The sequence below is a fragment of the Pseudomonas sp. B21-051 genome (genome assembly GCF_024748795.1).
Taxonomy (GTDB): domain Bacteria; phylum Pseudomonadota; class Gammaproteobacteria; order Pseudomonadales; family Pseudomonadaceae; genus Aquipseudomonas; species Aquipseudomonas putida_A.
Genome location: NZ_CP087166.1, coordinates 3,944,052 through 3,958,836, shown reverse-complemented (window position 1 = coordinate 3,958,836; position 14,785 = coordinate 3,944,052). Strand labels below are relative to the sequence as shown.

Below are 14,785 nucleotides of genomic sequence, written 5' to 3'. Positions count from 1 at the left end.
AGGGTGTCTGACGAGTTCTAACAAGATGGCACAGTGCCAACTTTTTAATAATCAAATACAGGGGTGTTAGAAAAGGTCGCAGAGCAGGGGGTGAATAAATTATGTTGTGTTTGTTACTGTAGGAGGGGTGGAGGCAGGGAGCTATTATTACCAGGGGAGGTGAAGCCAAACAGAGTGCTCTTGTTGTTTTTGTAATCGCACTGTTTTCTGTTTGTTTTGTTCGCGGATATCGGCGGTATTTACGCAACGATTTCCTGAATGAGGCAATAACCGCGGTTTCTTACGGCACGGAACAATCGCTCACCATTACTCGCGTTTTTGAACTTGTCCTGCAGGCGACTCAGGCACATCTCCAGGCCCCGATACTGCTCCGGCTCGCGGCCGATGCTGAGGATCAGGTCATCACGACTGACTACACGTTCTTCGTGATGGAGCATTTTGCGCACCAGCGCGGTTTCCAGTCCGGTCAGGCTGATCTCGACGCCTTCCTTGACCAGGGCGCCTTGATCGTTATCCAGATGCCAGGTTTCGTTGCAGGTGGCGGCGTCTTCGATGGCGGCAGTGCGGGTGTCGCTCTCTGCACTTTGAAACGGCTTCGCCGATTGTGCGGACAGCCATTCCGATTCGAGGGTGGCCAATATGCGCTGGGTGTCGTGTTCAATCGTGCGGGCAACGTTTTTCCGGGTGCCCCTTGGGTAAGTGAACTCCATCAGCATGGGAGCGGAAGAGGGCGAAGTAGCACCTTCAATAAACATTTGTGCCTGAGACGTGCCAAACGAATTGAAGCGCTCGCTGGACAGAATGCTCTCAAGTTCACGCTGCGACGTTGTACTGTTGGTCACGACGACAAAATATTTTCTTGGGAGGGTTGTACTAGTTTCCATGTCTCTCTCCTAAAATTTGCACCAAAATGGGCGAAAAGGTAAATCGGCAGGCGAGCAATAACTTCCTTGGAAGTAACCGACAGGCAGGGTCTGGGCCCAAAATGGCCTCGATAAATTCCACTCGTTCTGCTGCTATGTTGTTAAGTTTATTGTTATGGTTCGGTGTAGCCGTGCTCATTCAATGGCTTGATTATTAGTAGATTTGAAGTACAACTTGAGCTGTATGGTTGCATATGACGATCCTTCGTGATTATGCAAAGAGGATGGCTGCCCGAGAGTCAGGCAGTCGATATCAGACCCCGCATCAGGCGATAGCCGTAGCCGCGGATGCTCTGAATCGCGTTGGTACCATACATGTCCTTGATTTTTCCACGCAAGCGGCTGATCGATTTTTCCAGCGCTCTCGGGTCGTAGAAATTGGTATTGAGCCCCATGATGCTGGCGATTTCATCATGGCTGAGAATGTGATTGCTGGTCTGCGCAAAGGCTTCCAGGATCTTCATCTCGGCGAACGAAATGTCGAGTTTCTGGCTGGTGCCGCCCTGCAGGCAGATGCGCGTCGGGTCGAGCGTCAGATTGATATCCCGCTGCCATTCTTCGCTGTTGAAGAACTCACCGAGCAACTCGTCGCCCTCGTCGGAAAGGGTATTGAGTTTGATACAGAAGTCGGCACCGGCCAGGAAGTACTTGATCTTGTTGAAGGCGCCGCGACCGGTAATGACTGCGCAGATGATTGGCTTCAAGTTGTCGCTGCGCAGGCTCTCGATCAGCGCAAGATTGTCTTCCAGGGCTTGTGGAGTGTCGATAACGATGAAGATGGCGCGATACGAACCAGAAAGTTCATTGTTATAGGAACTAGTGTACGAACCGGCCTCAAGTGCCATGTCAGTGCGTACGTGCTTTGCGATCAGCGTCCTGAAATGTTCGGCCACGCCACGGGTACGACCCAGAGTAAGAACACCGGGTGCGTCGTTTGTCGGGCGCGGACTTCTAGTCGCCAAGTTCCCTGAGAGCATCATGCTTTGACTCGAATTAGGTGCTGACATCGGGATGTTAAAGCACCGGTTCTCATCTGTGACTGACAATTGGTAACATTCACGCGATTTTTAGACGTGGCTCTCGAGTTTTCTAACAATAATTAAGCATTTCAAGCTTTTAGTTGATTTTCTCGGGGTTGTGAACTAGTCGTTACATGATGGCGATGTGGAATTGTGCCACTATTTTGAATCTATGGCGATGGCTTTATTCATGTCCAATTGCCACTGTCGACGATCCTGAGACAATGTGAGCTGGATCACACTTTATTGGCCAGTCGAACTTTTTTCTACTATAGCCCTAAATATTTTTCGTGTAGTTCGTAGGCGGACGTTTATTAACATGGCTTGAGTGTGTCTTTTGATAAGACATATTCTCCGTCGCCTGATCAGGCAATGGGTGTCGCGTTATACCGATTGTTTAACTTCAGATACTCAATTCCTGAATGCAGTTGACCGGTCGCTCATCAAGAGCGCTCTGACGGAGGATTAATGGATTTCTGGACCTTTATCCAGGTGTTGATATTGGGCGCGGTAGAGGGCCTGACCGAGTTCTTGCCGATCTCCAGTACCGGCCACCAGATCATCGTCGCCGACCTGCTGGACTTCGGCGGCGAACGCGCGATGGCGTTCAACATCATTATTCAGCTGGGCGCGATTCTGGCCGTGGTCTGGGAGTTTCGCCCGAAGATCTTCGACATCGTCAAAGGCCTGCCGACCCAGCGCAATGCACAACGTTTCACCCTCAACCTGCTGATTGCCTTTCTGCCGGCGGTGGTCCTCGGCGTACTGTTCGCTGACAAAATTCATCAATACCTGTTTAACCCGATCACTGTGGCCATGGCCTTGGTGGTGGGCGGCATCGTCATGTTGTGGGCCGAACAGCGCAACCATGTCGTGAGCGTCGATCACGTCGACGACATGCGCTGGTCAGACGCGTTGAAGATCGGTTTCGTGCAATGCCTGGCAATGATCCCCGGCACTTCGCGCTCCGGCTCGACCATCATCGGCGGTTTATTGTTCGGCTTGTCCCGGAAAGCCGCCACAGAGTTCTCGTTCTTCCTCGCCATGCCGACCATGGTCGGCGCCGCGGTGTACTCCGGCTACAAATACCGCGACCTGTTCCAGGCCAGCGACCTGCCGGTGTTCGCCCTCGGTTTCGTCATCGCCTTCATCTTCGCCATGATCGCCGTGCGCGGCCTGCTCAAATTCATCGCCAACCACAGCTACGCCGCGTTCGCCTGGTATCGGATCGCGTTTGGCTTGTTGATTCTGGCGACGTGGTTGTTTGGCTGGGTGAACTGGACGGAAGCGGCGGCGGGGTGATGCGCACGCCAGGCGGATCAACCCGCCTGGCGCGTTTTACGGAAGGAGGGCATCAACGCCCTTGCAGCAACTCGCCAGCCTGATCCAGCAAGGCCAGCGGATCCTTGGCCTTGTGAATATCCACCGACAACAACTGGCGGAACTTGCGCGCCCCCGGGAACCCGGTGCCCAGCCCCAGGACATGTCGGGTGATGTGATGCATCGCGCCGCCCGCCTGCAAATGCTCGGCAATATATGGCCGCAACTGCGCCAGCGCCTCGGCCCGGCTGATCACCGGCGCGCTGCTGCCGAACAACTGCTGATCGACCTCCGCCAGCAAATACGGATTGTGATAAGCCTCGCGCCCAAGCATCACACCGTCAAAGGTCTGCAAATGCTCATGGCAGGCCTCCATCGTTTTGATCCCGCCGTTCAGCACAATCTCCAGCTCCGGAAAATCCGCCTTCAACTGGGCCGCCACGTCATAACGCAACGGCGGAATGTCGCGATTTTCCTTCGGCGACAACCCCTCCAGAATCGCAATTCGCGCATGCACGGTAAAACTGGTACACCCGGCATCCCGCACCGTCCCGACGAAATCACACAACTCGGCGTAACTGTCCCGCCCATTGATCCCGATCCGATGCTTCACCGTCACCGGAATCGACACCGCATCGCGCATCGCCTTCACACAATCCGCCACCAACTGCGGATGCCCCATCAGGCACGCACCGATCATGTTGTTCTGCACCCGATCACTCGGGCAGCCCACATTCAGATTCACCTCGTCGTAACCATGCTCCTGCGCCATGCGCGCGCAAGCGGCCAGATCCAGAGGAACGCTGCCACCCAACTGCAATGCCAGCGGATGCTCGGCTTCATTGTGACGGAGGAAACGTTCGTGATCGCCGTTGAGGAGAGCGCCGGTGGTGACCATCTCGGTGTAGAGCAGGGCGTTCTTCGACAGGAGGCGTAGGAAGTATCTGCAATGCCTATCAGTCCAATCCATCATCGGAGCGACGGAGAAGCGGCGGGAGAGTGGGGCGGGTGTGGCGGAGATAGGGGACATTGGCGGTTCTGGATTGGGTGGGGCTGGGAGGTGGGGGAGTTTATCAGGATTGAGAGTGGCGGGCTTGCAGATGCTCTCCCGCGATGATTGCGACATTTGTGAGTGCTTTTTTCAATCATCTGACTAGCATAGGGTGGCTATTTGATGGCTAAATCCCTATTTTCTAAACCAACAAAACCAAGCCTGTGCAGGGAGAAGCAATGGACGCTCAGCAAGAAAAAGTCTTTTTTGACGAACGTGAAGTAAAGGTTACCAACAGCCGATTCATCCTTCCGGGGCAAAAGACGTTCGCGATGAGCGGAGTCACGGCAGTGAAAACCTCTCAAATAAATCCTAATCGTACTTGGCCCATACTGCTGATGATTGTCGGGGCGATTATCGGATATAAAAAAGGTATAGATACCGCTTCCGTCGTCTTGTTTTTTGCAGGTCTTGCTTGGTTCCTTATGCAGAAGACGATATATACAATTGTACTTACTACGTCTTCTGGGGAGCAGCAAGCTCTGCAAGATGCGGATCTTTATTGGATTTCCAGAGTCGTTGGCGCGATAAATGACTCAATCATTCATCGTGGATGAAAAAAAGCGACGGATTTATTTAATGCTAGATGCTCGACGGTAAATGATCGGCGGCAAATTAATCCGTCCAGTTTGTCGCTTTGTTGGTTAACTTTGTTGCGTTCATCCAATTTAATGGTTTGGTTTTTTATTGAGGTGGTTGTTTTTTTGTTTCCATCTCATTCGGTTTCTATATCATGAAGTACAAAGCATAAGGGTTGTGGTTTTATGGAGGAGACTCAGGTTGAGAAGTCTAGAAGCTTTTATCTTGGTCCAGATTTGGATTATCGAGATATGAGAGTTGGTGATCGATTGAATGATGAGCTTATTTTGAATATTTATCATGTCAGTCCAAGAGCGATTGTTTATAGGAATGAATCAATTATTAACTGGGCTGCCAGAGGAGTCTCGCTTGTAGAAAGACGCCTAATGTCACGGCTAAATTTTTTGCTTGAAAGGGCGAAGGATAAATTTAAAGGAGTTCACGCTAATAGACTAGACAGATATAAGGTTCGTATTTTTACGGCAGTGCTTAGCGGTGAGAAAATAGGAGATTTGCAGCATGATGACTCTGATGCTTGCTATCTGCTCGATGAACTGGAAAAGTATATAGATGCATCTGATGAAATATTCAGAGTGATTGATAAGTCAAACGATTTTGTCGTCTGGATCGATAGGGAAGGAGAGGTGGCTTATGAAGTAAGGGATGGGAAAAAATTTGATGATGGTATTTTTGTTGAGTTGTCTGAGCTTAGTGCTTTAGGGCGATTAATGTTAGGGGATGGTCAGCGGAAATTATTTGTTTTTAAATTGGCGTCAAGTTTGGTTGTTGCGTTGCGTAAAAATTCTTCAGATACAAGTGGCGCCTATGAGTCGGCAAAGCAATATTTAATGAAGGTGATTGAGGTGCAAGCCAGTTCCAGGTTGATCTATTCTGTTATAGCTTTTTCGTTGTTACTTTTTTTTGTTTTCGCTTTTATTTATTTTAAGTGGGAAGTTTTTGGTTTTGATGGACTAAGTCCGTTATTTTTGGTGGGTGCGGTTGGCGGCTTACTTGGGGCATTGATTTCGGTTTTGCAGCGTTCAAAAGATATAAAGGTTGTTCCTTTCGAGCCTTTGCATCATATCGTTTTGCAAGGTGTAGTACGCATTGGCTTAGGTTGCTGTTTCGGAGTTGTTGCTATCTTGGCTTGTAAAGCTGGAGTATTTTTTGAGTTGTTAAGCTCTGATGTTAAGAAGTTGCTTTTGTTGGCAATAGTGGCTGGGATTAGTGAAAGATTGATTCCAGATTTTATTGAGAAAATTTCCGATGAGGGTGGGCGATCTACACAGAGTTTGTAAGGGACGTGAAAACGGATGATCTGAAGGTCGGGCAGCTTATTCGTCGAATGTTTGGTGGTGAATAAAGTTGGCGTGGCTGTAAGTCCGCAGAAAGGATATCGAGGGATGTAGAAATGATATTTTTGGGGCGGTGCCGGGCATTGGACAATTGGTGGGATCGGTGATACGCGCGGCGGGCTTTGCCATTTTTGACTCCCTGACAACGAATGAACCGGTGCTGACTTTATCAGACTTACCTAGACTCGTGCCTTGGGCAGCGCCTTCAATTTAAACGTCTTAGATACGGTCTGTTTAAAGTGTGGTTGCCTGCAATACCTTAGCCCTACAACGCCTTGCACCATCCCCTACACCTAAGACAGAATCCGCCGGCTTGTGCGTCTAGCTCGTGGGTTCTATCGTCCCTATGTCACTGCAAACCAGTGTCCGGGTTTGGTAGCCCGCTTCGTTTCTAGACTCATGGCGTCACCGTGTGCAGTCCTTCCCGGGACTTCGATTTCATGGTGGTCATGCGTGGGGCTCATTCGTGGGCGCCGGGTTCTAGTGCGACCGGTCTACCAACCCGCGTATGGCCGCCACCTATCGTTTGGTAGCGAGGGTGATGGCTCCTTTTAGTATTCGCACTAGAGGCTCCATCCATGTTCAAACCAACACCCAACCCACCCGAATCCGACCCCGCATCCCCCTACGAATCCCTCGATTCCCGCAAACTCCACGAAGCCGCCGAGCGCGCCCTCGATCACTACCTCACCCCGGCCAGCCAAATCATGGCCAGCGGTGATCAATCCAAACCGATGTTCCTCGCCAACCCGGCCTACGACACTGAATCCCTGCTCGCCAACGCCAGCGAATCCCTGGGTTCCGCCACGACCATGCTCAACGACTTCGCCGCGTTGCTGGATGTCTCGCACCGCAAGACGCTGCAGGGCATTGCGCAGGTGTTGATGTTGGGGGAGTTGGCGGTGAATCAGGCGTTGGATAACGTCGAGCTCAAGGCGTAGATCGCAGCCCTCCGTGGCGAGCGACGAGGTCGTGGTCGCGGAGGGCGTTCTGTCGATGCGCAAAACAACCGCCGAAAATGGCGGTTTTCAGCCTGTATCCGCAGCAATAGCGATGTGCCACAAAAAATGATGGCAATGCGTCATCACGTGCTCAAAAAAGTTCAACGATTATACAAAAATATAAAGTTGTACAACTTTTCCCAAAATTTATAGCATCCGTTCCAACACCTTTGCTGAAACGATAAATCCAGCGTCAGTCTTGGATTTGTCCGCTGGTGCGTGGGCCGTCGGTACGGCTTTTCGCGTCAGTTTGTTGCAGCCGGGTCAGTGGAAGCTGCCCGTATTCGCCCAGGACGACGACCCCGAATATGAACGGTAACTCCGGTTATCAGAGATCTACTTTTTGTGCCTGACGCTGAATCACGTCAGGGCGTTAGAGGCTGAACATGGCAGAAGCATCGAGTTTCCTGGGCAACATCAAGGTTTCCCGAAAGTTGGGCGCCGGGTTTGGCGTTCTTTTGCTGGCGGTGGGGGCGGTGGCCTTCATTGGCTATAGCAGCAGCAATGTGCTGGTGGATCGCCTGGGCACCACGCGTCTGATCGGCACGCTCAACAATGCGACGCAGGACATGCGTCTGTCGGAGAAGCAGTACGAAGCGGCGGCGGATGTCGCTTATGCCGAGGCTTATCAGTCGCAGCTGACGGCGTTGCAGGGGCTGATCGCCAAGGCGTTGCAGACCCTGACGCGGGCAGAAAACCAGCAGGCCTTGAAGCGTTTGCAGGACACCACGCTGGCTTACGATCAGCAGGTCAAGCGCTTGATTGAGGCGGACAAGGCAACCAGCGATGCGCTGAAACCATTGGGAGCGATGTCGGACAAGTACGCCGAGACCTTCAACAGCATGTTCGAGAGCACCACGGCCAGCGCGTTGGCGTCGGCCGATAGCGCACGGGTGGCGGACTTGCGCACGGTGGCGGATCTGCGCAATGGCATGACGATGTTTCGGCTGATGTTGCGGCGTTATATCGCCGTGCCGAGTGAGGCCAACAAGCAGGTGCTGCTGGACACCATCGATGCGTTCCTGGCAGACATGAGCAAGGCGCGCAGCGGGTTGCCGGTGGCCCTGTCGAGTCAGCTTGAAGAGGCGCAGGCCGGGATGCGCCGTTATCGTGAGGTGCTGGTGCAGGTCGCCGCGCTGTTCGAGCAGAAGCAGAGCCTGCGCCAGCAGGTGGATCAACAGAGCCAGGCGATGGACAGCATCATGACCGGGCTGATGGACACGCAGCAGCATCTGGCGCGGGACGATCAACAGCGTGCGTTTATCCAGATTGCCGTGCTGACGGTGCTGGCGCTGGTGGTCGGTCTGTTGGCTGCGGTGCTGATCTCGCGGCAGATCACCGGGCCGCTGGCGCTGACGGTGGAGCTGGCGCGACGGATTGCCAAAGGCGATCTGACGGTGCAAGCCAAATCCAGCCGCAAGGATGAGTTGGGCGATCTGCAAAACGCGATGCAGGACATGGCGCAAAGTCTGAACACGTTGGTGCAGGGGATCGGCAACGGCGTGACGCATATTTCGACATCGGCCGAGAAGCTCTCGGCGATGAGCGAGCAGACCAGCGCCGGTGTGCGTCAGCAGAAAGTCGAGGTGGATCAGGTCGCCACGGCGATGCACGAAATGGCCTCGACCGTGCAGGAGGTGGCGCGCAACACCACCGACGCATCCGCCGCCGCGACACTGGCCGATCAGCAGGCACGTCACGGCAGTGCGGTGGTCAAGCAGGCCACCATGCAGATCAGCGAACTGTCGGTGGCGATCGAGGAGTTGGGCGCGGCGATGAACGTGCTGTCCCAGGACAGTGAGCAGATCGGCAAGGTCATCGATGTGATCAAGGCTGTCGCCGAGCAGACCAACTTGCTGGCGCTGAACGCGGCGATTGAAGCGGCGCGTGCGGGGGAGCAGGGGCGTGGTTTTGCCGTGGTTGCAGATGAAGTGCGATCGCTGGCACAGCGCACGCAGGATTCGACCAAGGAAATCGAGGCGCTGATTGTCACTCTGCAGCAGGGCACGCAAGCGGCATCTACGCTGATGACATCCAGCCGCGAGCGCACGCTGGACACCGTGGTGCTGGCGCAGAAGGCCGAGCAGGCGATTACCGAGATCAACCATTCGATCGGCACGATCCAGCAAATGAGCCTGCAGATTTCCGCCGCCGCCGAGCAGCAAAGTGCGGTGGCCGATGAGATCAATCGCAGCATCGTCAGTGTGCGCGATGTGGCCGATCAGTCGGCCGTCGCCAGCGAAGAAAGTGCTGCCGCGACCATTGAGCTGGCATCGCTGGGGCAGGACCTGCAGCGCATGACGGCGCATTTCCGCACCTGATGGCATTTCGCAATGAACTTGGCCGGAATTGACCGGTCAGCCTGTATAAGCGGGGGCCGCCAAGCGGCGCCACCCGGTCCGTGCAGTGATTTTTTTCTGGGCCATGGATGGTTGCAACCCGCTCTCAGGGGGCGTCATGACCAATACACCAATTTTCCCCCAGCCCAGCGGGGGGTGCCAAGGATGCCGGCAAAAAGGCGAGGCCGATATGGCGTTCTCCTTCGCGTTCCAGCCGATTGTCGATGTGCGTGATCAATCGACCTTCGCCCACGAGGCCTTGGTTCGGGGCGTGCAGGGCGAGGGTGCGCTTTCGGTTTTGCAGCAGGTCGATGACCAGAACCGCTATCGCTTCGATCAACTGTGCCGCGTGCGGGCGATCTCCACGGCCGCGCAGTTGGGGCTCACCGGTTTTCTTTCGATCAACTTCCTCCCCAACGCCGTTTATCGTCCGGACATGTGCATTCGCAGCACGCTGGAGGCGGCTCGCGCGCATGCGTTCCCGCTCGATCGGTTGATCTTCGAAGCGGTCGAGGGTGAGCACGTCGAGAGCAACAAACACTTGATGAACATCCTGCGCGAGTACCGCGAGTTCGGCTTCAAGACCGCCATCGATGACTTTGGCGCCGGTTATTCCGGCCTGAACCTGCTGGCGGACTTTCAGCCGGACCTGATCAAACTGGACATGGCGCTGATCCGCGATATCCACCGTGATCGCGTGCGTCAGGCGATTGTTCGGGGCGTGGTGGGCATGTGTACTGAACTGGGGATCGAGGTGATTGCCGAGGGCATCGAGCACCCGGAGGAACGGGACTTTTTGGCCGATTGCGGGATTTATCTGATGCAGGGTTTCTGGTTCGCCAAACCGGCGTTTGAGGCGATGGCGCAGATTCCGATGGAGGCGTGGCGGGCGGTTTGATGCTGGACTCCTACTCATAATCTTGACGCTCACTGGCAGCGAAGGCCGTCACCTCCAGGTGACGGCCTTGCGACTTTAAACGGTGTTGAGCCGTTCGATCACGGGCGCCAGTGCAGGGCGCTTGTTCTGCCATTCGTTTTTGGTGATACCGAGCAGAACAACGTCGATCCGCGCACCCTCTCTCAAGATGTTCTGCCGGCGAACGCCTTCAATCTCGAAGCCGAACTTCTGATGCATCTTCACCACCGCCGCGTTCATCGCCAGCACTTCGCAATTGAGCTTTTCCAGACCGGCGACATCAAACGCGTAATCGAGCATCCAGAACTCGACCACACTACCCAAGCCCTTGCCCTGTAACCCGACGTCCAGGTAAAACGCCCAGTCCGCGCTCTTGTGTAAAACGTTGATCGCATTCAACGAAACAACGCCCACCGCTTGCTCATCCTTGATCACCACAAACACTTGTTGCCGTGGGTTGCCCTGCAAGGAAGCCAGCCAGTTGGCATGTTCCTGTTCGCTGATTTCATGCGAGGTGTACATGAACTTGCGCACATCCGGTTGATTGCGCAGGGTGCGGATACGGGCCTGAATGGCGGGGCTGGCGTTGGTGAGGGGCAGGAATTGCATGGGGATGTCCTTGTCGGCGGATAAGCGATTCTGAACCGGCGCTGTCGATCAGCAAAGTTTCATGTTGCCGTGCGCGACGCATGTCTAGGATGTTGCACAAGATTGCGGTGTTCAACCCAAGGGGGATCGTGCCATGCGCCTGAATGTCATCAAAGTGCTGTTGATCGCTGCAGCGGTATCGGTGTTGAGTGCCTGTTCGGGCGCGGGTTTGACCACCACCAGTTGTTTTTCTTCGGATTGTCAGTCGCCGGAGGGAGGCAGTCATGCGACGACCCTCAAGTTTGGTGGCAACAGTATCGGCAGCAGCTTGAATCAGTACAGTTCCGGGATGTTGCATGACGACTGATAGATTTCCTGGCTGAAAATCAATGTGGCGAGGGAGCTTGGTCCCGCTGGGCGCGAAGCGGCCCCTCAAAAGAAGGCCTGCTGCGCAGTCCAGCGGGAGCAAGCTCCCTCGCCACAAATGTTTGTGCCTGGCAGATTACTGCGGCAGCGCCAGCCACTCACCAATAACCTTCTGATAACTGCCAGTCACTTTGCTCAGATGCAGCCACTGATCAACGTACAGCTTCCAGCTGATGTCATCACGCGGCAGCAGGTACGCCTTCTCGCCGTACTGCATGTACTGGTGCGGATTTACCGCGCACAACCCCGGTTTGAGCTTCTGCTGATACAGCGCTTCGGAGGCGTCGGTGATCATCACGTCGGCCTTGTTGTCGAGCAGTTGCTGGAAGATCGTCACGTTGTCGTGCAAGGCCAGTTGCGCCTTGGGCAGGAAGGCGTGGACGAAGGCTTCGTTGGTACCGCCCGCCGGTTCGACCAGACGCACGTTTGGCTGGTTGATCTGCTCGACGGTCTGGTATTTGGACTGGTCGGCGCAGCGTACCAGCGGGATCTTGCCGTCGCTGTCGAGGGTGTTGCTGAAGTAGGCTTTTTTCTGTCGCTCCAGCGTCACCGAAATCCCGCCCATGCCGATGTCGCACTTGCCGGCCTGCATGTCCGGCATCAGGGTTTTCCAAGTGGTTTGCACCCACTCGACTTTCACCCCGAGGCTATCGGCCAGCGAGCGCGCCATGGCGATGTCGATGCCCTCGAAGTCGCCGTCGGTGCGCTTGAAAGTGTAGGGCTTATAGTCGCCAGTGGTGCAGACGCGCAACTGGCCTTGTTGCTGGATGGTGTCGAGGTGTGACGGTTGCTCGGCGGCCTGAGCGCTAAAATTCAGCGCCAGCAATGAACCGAGCAAGAGCAGTTTTTTATTGATGGGCATGTCTGTCGGGCTTCAAAGGGATCGGAGTGAGAAGTTAAACACGTTCCCGGCGCTGATCCCTATGGGTAGCTCGCTGTCAGAGGCCGAGCCCTTCCTGCACCACCTGCAACAGATTGTTCTCCGTCAGCGCAATCGCATCCAGTTCTTGCCCGGTTTCTACCGTTTGCAACCACCAATGGCTTTCATGATGTTCATCGACGGTGCGCAACAGGTAGGTGTTGCGCTCGGGCAGGGTGATCTGCACGCGGCCGGCGCCGTCTTCGGTAAACCGGGCGATGGGATCAAAGGTCAGGGTTTGCTGGTTGGCTTCAATCACCAGTTGGTCGATCGCGTAATCGTGGCTTTCGCCATCGGGTGAGCTTTCGCAAACGTGGGTCGGGTTGCGACGGATTTTCAGGCCCACTTCAGTGACTGGCTGCAGCCAGGCCTCGATGCGGTGGTACAGATCGTAGACCTGCGCCGGCCAGCAATCGATCTCCAGCGCGGCATCCGCATGGGTGTGCCGGATTTGCTTGAGTTTGGCGGCGAGTTCGTCTGCTTTACTCATTTCGGATCCCTTGGTTTGATGTCTGCCTGTTAATCGTAGACCGTTCAACGGCGTACGGCCTTGCCTTGCGTCATGCGCTTGCAACACAAGCATGGCGAAATCAGCGCTGGCCAAGTCTGGTCAGCATCAAAAACCACGGACGCAGGCGTCCCAAGGAGTGGGTACATGAAAAAGCTGTTTACAATTCTGGCGCTGATCGCGCTGACGGCCGGTAGCATCGGCCTGAGTTCGGCGCGTCAGTCGAACGCCAGCAAGGTACAAACGGAAGCGGTAGCGGGGCAGTTCGATTACTACCTGCTGACGCTGTCCTGGTCGCCAACGTTCTGCCTCACCCACAAAGATGACGTGCAATGCTCCGGCAAGGGCTACGGCTTCGTGCTGCACGGCTTGTGGCCGCAATACGCCAACGGCGGCTGGCCGGAATCCTGCCCGCCACTGACCACGTTGTCGGCGGCGGAAACCACCAAGGGCCTTACGCTGTTCCCGACCAAAAAATTGCTCGATCACGAGTGGTCCAAACACGGCACCTGCAGCGGTCTGGGGGCGATGGGTTATCTGGATGAAGCGGACAAAGCGGTTGGCGCGGTGAAAATCCCGCAGGAGCTGCAACCGTTCAGCTCCTCGTATTACTTCGAAGCCCAGGAAATCGCCGACCTGTTCCGCAAGGCCAACCCGGGGATCCCGGCCAATGGCATCGCGGTGATCTGCAGCGGCCCGGAACTCTCGGAAGTGCGGGTGTGCATGGGCAAGGATCTGCAGTTCGGCGAGTGCGGCAAGGGCGTGAAGACCCAGTGCCGGGCGGGGGATATTCGGGTGCCGCCTTCGCGTTGATGTGAGCAGTTCCCACGAACAGAAAAGGGCGCCCCGATCGGGCGCTTTTTTTTGCCTGAAGGTTTGAAGCACCCGGAAAATTCACGCATGCTTGCGCCCCCAAAAGGATGTCCCGCAACACTGCAAGGAGCTGTTCATGAGCGGAAAACCCGCCGCCCGCATCACCGATCCAACCGCCTGCCCACTCCCGGGACATGGCACCAATCCGATTGCCAGTGGCTCGCCGAACGTGAATTTCGACGGATTGGTGAAAAGTGGCTTATCTCCTGTGGCCCTTCATTGAACGTCAATGTAGACACTAATCATGCAAATGCATTGGGGTTGTTCACTGCCTGTATCGCGGGGAGCAAATCTGCAGCCGATATGCTTTTTGACTCAATCACGAAGGATTTTCCATGATGTACAGGTTACTCCTTTGCGGCTTGCTCGCTATTTGCTCTGGTTGTGCGAAGGATCACACAAAGCCTCCCGCAAACCTGAGCTTCGAGTCTGTGGAAAGAGAAAAGTCGTTGCTATACGTCATCCGGTATCAGTCGGACGTTGATGTGTTGGATCTTTTTGATCGCGGAGAACGAGTCGGAATGATTTCGGGCATGCTGCATTGCGCATTGGCAGATGATCATGATTTCTCGGTAGGCAAAGCCATACAGTTTTCCGCCACCGGCTTGATACGCTCGGAAAAAAATGAAAACTACAAGGCCAAGTTTTCCTATCTCACCCGCGCATTCCTCAGTGAAACTTCCAGCAACCGAAGTTCTGAGAGAAATCTTTCAGTAACAGAACTGAATCACCTCCTCGCCAACAAACAACAAATCCCCTGCAAAGTCGTCGTCACCGCGTACGGCTATAAACCCTACTACTCAAACACCATGAACCTGCCAGTCGCGGATCTGCTGCGCGAAATCAACAAACCCCGATAACCGTCATCGGTGCCCGGCGCAGATACGCGAGGGCGATCACCCGCAAAACCACAACTGAAAATAAATCGTCGTGCGGAGGTCATCCAAATCCCTCGCGCGCCGATACAA

The 14,785-nt window shown here is 54.8% G+C and carries 15 protein-coding genes and 2 pseudogenes; 11 read left to right on the top strand and 6 right to left on the bottom strand.

The features are described from left to right. Positions 1-239 precede the first annotated feature (239 nt). Complete coding sequence (locus LOY52_RS17695; RefSeq protein WP_096796999.1) at positions 240-884, bottom strand: helix-turn-helix domain-containing protein; 645 nt, start codon at positions 882-884, stop codon at positions 240-242. Between the two features lie 278 nt (positions 885-1,162). Then, complete coding sequence (locus LOY52_RS17690; protein ID WP_258675323.1) at positions 1,163-1,903, bottom strand: winged helix-turn-helix domain-containing protein; 741 nt, start codon at positions 1,901-1,903, stop codon at positions 1,163-1,165. Between the two features lie 507 nt (positions 1,904-2,410). Between LOY52_RS17690 and LOY52_RS17685 the strand changes: the two genes are divergently transcribed. Continuing rightward, a complete protein-coding gene (locus tag LOY52_RS17685) occupies positions 2,411-3,244 on the top strand; it encodes an undecaprenyl-diphosphate phosphatase (protein ID WP_258675314.1) in 834 nt (277 codons plus the stop codon). A 52-nt stretch (positions 3,245-3,296) separates the two neighbouring features. Here the strand turns inward: LOY52_RS17685 and dusA are convergent, their stop codons facing one another. Then, positions 3,297-4,292: a tRNA dihydrouridine(20/20a) synthase DusA gene (gene dusA, locus LOY52_RS17680; RefSeq protein WP_123588481.1), complete on the bottom strand. Its 996-nt coding sequence runs from the start codon at positions 4,290-4,292 to the stop codon at positions 3,297-3,299. Between the two features lie 200 nt (positions 4,293-4,492). On the opposite strand from dusA, the gene LOY52_RS17675 reads away from it, so the two are divergent. The 6 genes and pseudogenes from LOY52_RS17675 (at position 4,493) to LOY52_RS17655 (ending at position 10,485) form a co-directional block, all read left to right on the top strand. Then, a complete protein-coding gene (locus LOY52_RS17675; protein WP_258675312.1) occupies positions 4,493-4,870 on the top strand; it encodes a DUF6232 family protein in 378 nt (125 codons plus the stop codon). A 207-nt stretch (positions 4,871-5,077) separates the two neighbouring features. Then, a complete protein-coding gene (locus tag LOY52_RS17670) occupies positions 5,078-6,190 on the top strand; it encodes a hypothetical protein (protein WP_150369179.1) in 1,113 nt (370 codons plus the stop codon). A 635-nt stretch (positions 6,191-6,825) separates the two neighbouring features. Next, the gene (locus tag LOY52_RS17665; RefSeq protein ID WP_258675308.1) at positions 6,826-7,188 is read left to right on the top strand and encodes a DUF6124 family protein; all 363 of its coding nucleotides are present in this window, start codon (positions 6,826-6,828) and stop codon (positions 7,186-7,188) included. Between the two features lie 446 nt (positions 7,189-7,634). Then, positions 7,635-8,663: pseudogene (locus tag LOY52_RS27475) on the top strand (methyl-accepting chemotaxis protein); the annotation flags it as partial. Positions 8,664-8,696: 33 nt separating this feature from the next. After that, positions 8,697-9,569 (top strand): methyl-accepting chemotaxis protein, encoded by an 873-nt coding sequence (locus tag LOY52_RS27470; RefSeq protein ID WP_408980441.1) that lies wholly within the window; start codon positions 8,697-8,699, stop codon positions 9,567-9,569. A gap of 136 nt (positions 9,570-9,705) precedes the next feature. Beyond that, entirely contained in the window at positions 9,706-10,485 is a 780-nt protein-coding gene (locus LOY52_RS17655; protein WP_408980405.1) for an EAL domain-containing protein, read from the top strand. Positions 10,486-10,560: 75 nt separating this feature from the next. Here the strand turns inward: LOY52_RS17655 and pseH are convergent, their stop codons facing one another. Continuing rightward, positions 10,561-11,112, bottom strand: coding sequence for a UDP-4-amino-4,6-dideoxy-N-acetyl-beta-L-altrosamine N-acetyltransferase (gene pseH / locus LOY52_RS17650; protein WP_258675302.1), 552 nt, complete (start codon positions 11,110-11,112; stop codon positions 10,561-10,563). Between the two features lie 133 nt (positions 11,113-11,245). Between pseH and LOY52_RS17645 the strand changes: the two genes are divergently transcribed. Further along, positions 11,246-11,458 carry a hypothetical protein gene (locus LOY52_RS17645; RefSeq protein ID WP_202370436.1) on the top strand — a complete coding sequence of 71 codons (213 nt, stop codon included), beginning with the start codon at positions 11,246-11,248 and terminating at the stop codon, positions 11,456-11,458. Between the two features lie 135 nt (positions 11,459-11,593). Here the strand turns inward: LOY52_RS17645 and LOY52_RS17640 are convergent, their stop codons facing one another. Then, positions 11,594-12,379 carry a transporter substrate-binding domain-containing protein gene (locus tag LOY52_RS17640; protein ID WP_258675293.1) on the bottom strand — a complete coding sequence of 262 codons (786 nt, stop codon included), beginning with the start codon at positions 12,377-12,379 and terminating at the stop codon, positions 11,594-11,596. Between the two features lie 76 nt (positions 12,380-12,455). Further along, the gene (locus LOY52_RS17635) at positions 12,456-12,926 is read right to left on the bottom strand and encodes a hypothetical protein (protein ID WP_258675291.1); all 471 of its coding nucleotides are present in this window, start codon (positions 12,924-12,926) and stop codon (positions 12,456-12,458) included. Between the two features lie 165 nt (positions 12,927-13,091). Between LOY52_RS17635 and LOY52_RS17630 the strand changes: the two genes are divergently transcribed. The 3 genes and pseudogenes from LOY52_RS17630 (at position 13,092) to LOY52_RS17620 (ending at position 14,677) form a co-directional block, all read left to right on the top strand. Beyond that, positions 13,092-13,757, top strand: a complete 666-nt coding sequence (locus LOY52_RS17630) for a ribonuclease T2 (RefSeq protein ID WP_258675290.1) — start codon at positions 13,092-13,094, stop codon at positions 13,755-13,757. Positions 13,758-13,893: 136 nt separating this feature from the next. Beyond that, positions 13,894-14,004: pseudogene (locus LOY52_RS17625) on the top strand (PAAR domain-containing protein); the annotation flags it as partial. Positions 14,005-14,152: 148 nt separating this feature from the next. After that, positions 14,153-14,677, top strand: a complete 525-nt coding sequence (locus tag LOY52_RS17620; RefSeq protein ID WP_258675288.1) for a hypothetical protein — start codon at positions 14,153-14,155, stop codon at positions 14,675-14,677. Positions 14,678-14,785: the final 108 nt, after the last annotated feature.

Coding starts and splice junctions, on each gene's coding strand:
- LOY52_RS17655 (WP_408980405.1), top strand. CDS start 9,706: ATGACCAATACACCAATTTTCCCCCAGCCCAGCGGGGGGTGCCAAGGA.
- dusA (WP_123588481.1), bottom strand. CDS start 4,292: ATGTCCCCTATCTCCGCCACACCCGCCCCACTCTCCCGCCGCTTCTCC.
- LOY52_RS17620 (WP_258675288.1), top strand. CDS start 14,153: ATGATGTACAGGTTACTCCTTTGCGGCTTGCTCGCTATTTGCTCTGGT.
- LOY52_RS17630 (WP_258675290.1), top strand. CDS start 13,092: ATGAAAAAGCTGTTTACAATTCTGGCGCTGATCGCGCTGACGGCCGGT.
- LOY52_RS17675 (WP_258675312.1), top strand. CDS start 4,493: ATGGACGCTCAGCAAGAAAAAGTCTTTTTTGACGAACGTGAAGTAAAG.
- LOY52_RS27470 (WP_408980441.1), top strand. CDS start 8,697: ATGCAGGACATGGCGCAAAGTCTGAACACGTTGGTGCAGGGGATCGGC.
- LOY52_RS17665 (WP_258675308.1), top strand. CDS start 6,826: ATGTTCAAACCAACACCCAACCCACCCGAATCCGACCCCGCATCCCCC.
- LOY52_RS17640 (WP_258675293.1), bottom strand. CDS start 12,379: ATGCCCATCAATAAAAAACTGCTCTTGCTCGGTTCATTGCTGGCGCTG.
- pseH (WP_258675302.1), bottom strand. CDS start 11,112: ATGCAATTCCTGCCCCTCACCAACGCCAGCCCCGCCATTCAGGCCCGT.
- LOY52_RS17670 (WP_150369179.1), top strand. CDS start 5,078: ATGGAGGAGACTCAGGTTGAGAAGTCTAGAAGCTTTTATCTTGGTCCA.
- LOY52_RS17695 (WP_096796999.1), bottom strand. CDS start 884: ATGGAAACTAGTACAACCCTCCCAAGAAAATATTTTGTCGTCGTGACC.
- LOY52_RS17685 (WP_258675314.1), top strand. CDS start 2,411: ATGGATTTCTGGACCTTTATCCAGGTGTTGATATTGGGCGCGGTAGAG.
- LOY52_RS17635 (WP_258675291.1), bottom strand. CDS start 12,926: ATGAGTAAAGCAGACGAACTCGCCGCCAAACTCAAGCAAATCCGGCAC.
- LOY52_RS17690 (WP_258675323.1), bottom strand. CDS start 1,903: ATGATGCTCTCAGGGAACTTGGCGACTAGAAGTCCGCGCCCGACAAAC.
- LOY52_RS17645 (WP_202370436.1), top strand. CDS start 11,246: ATGCGCCTGAATGTCATCAAAGTGCTGTTGATCGCTGCAGCGGTATCG.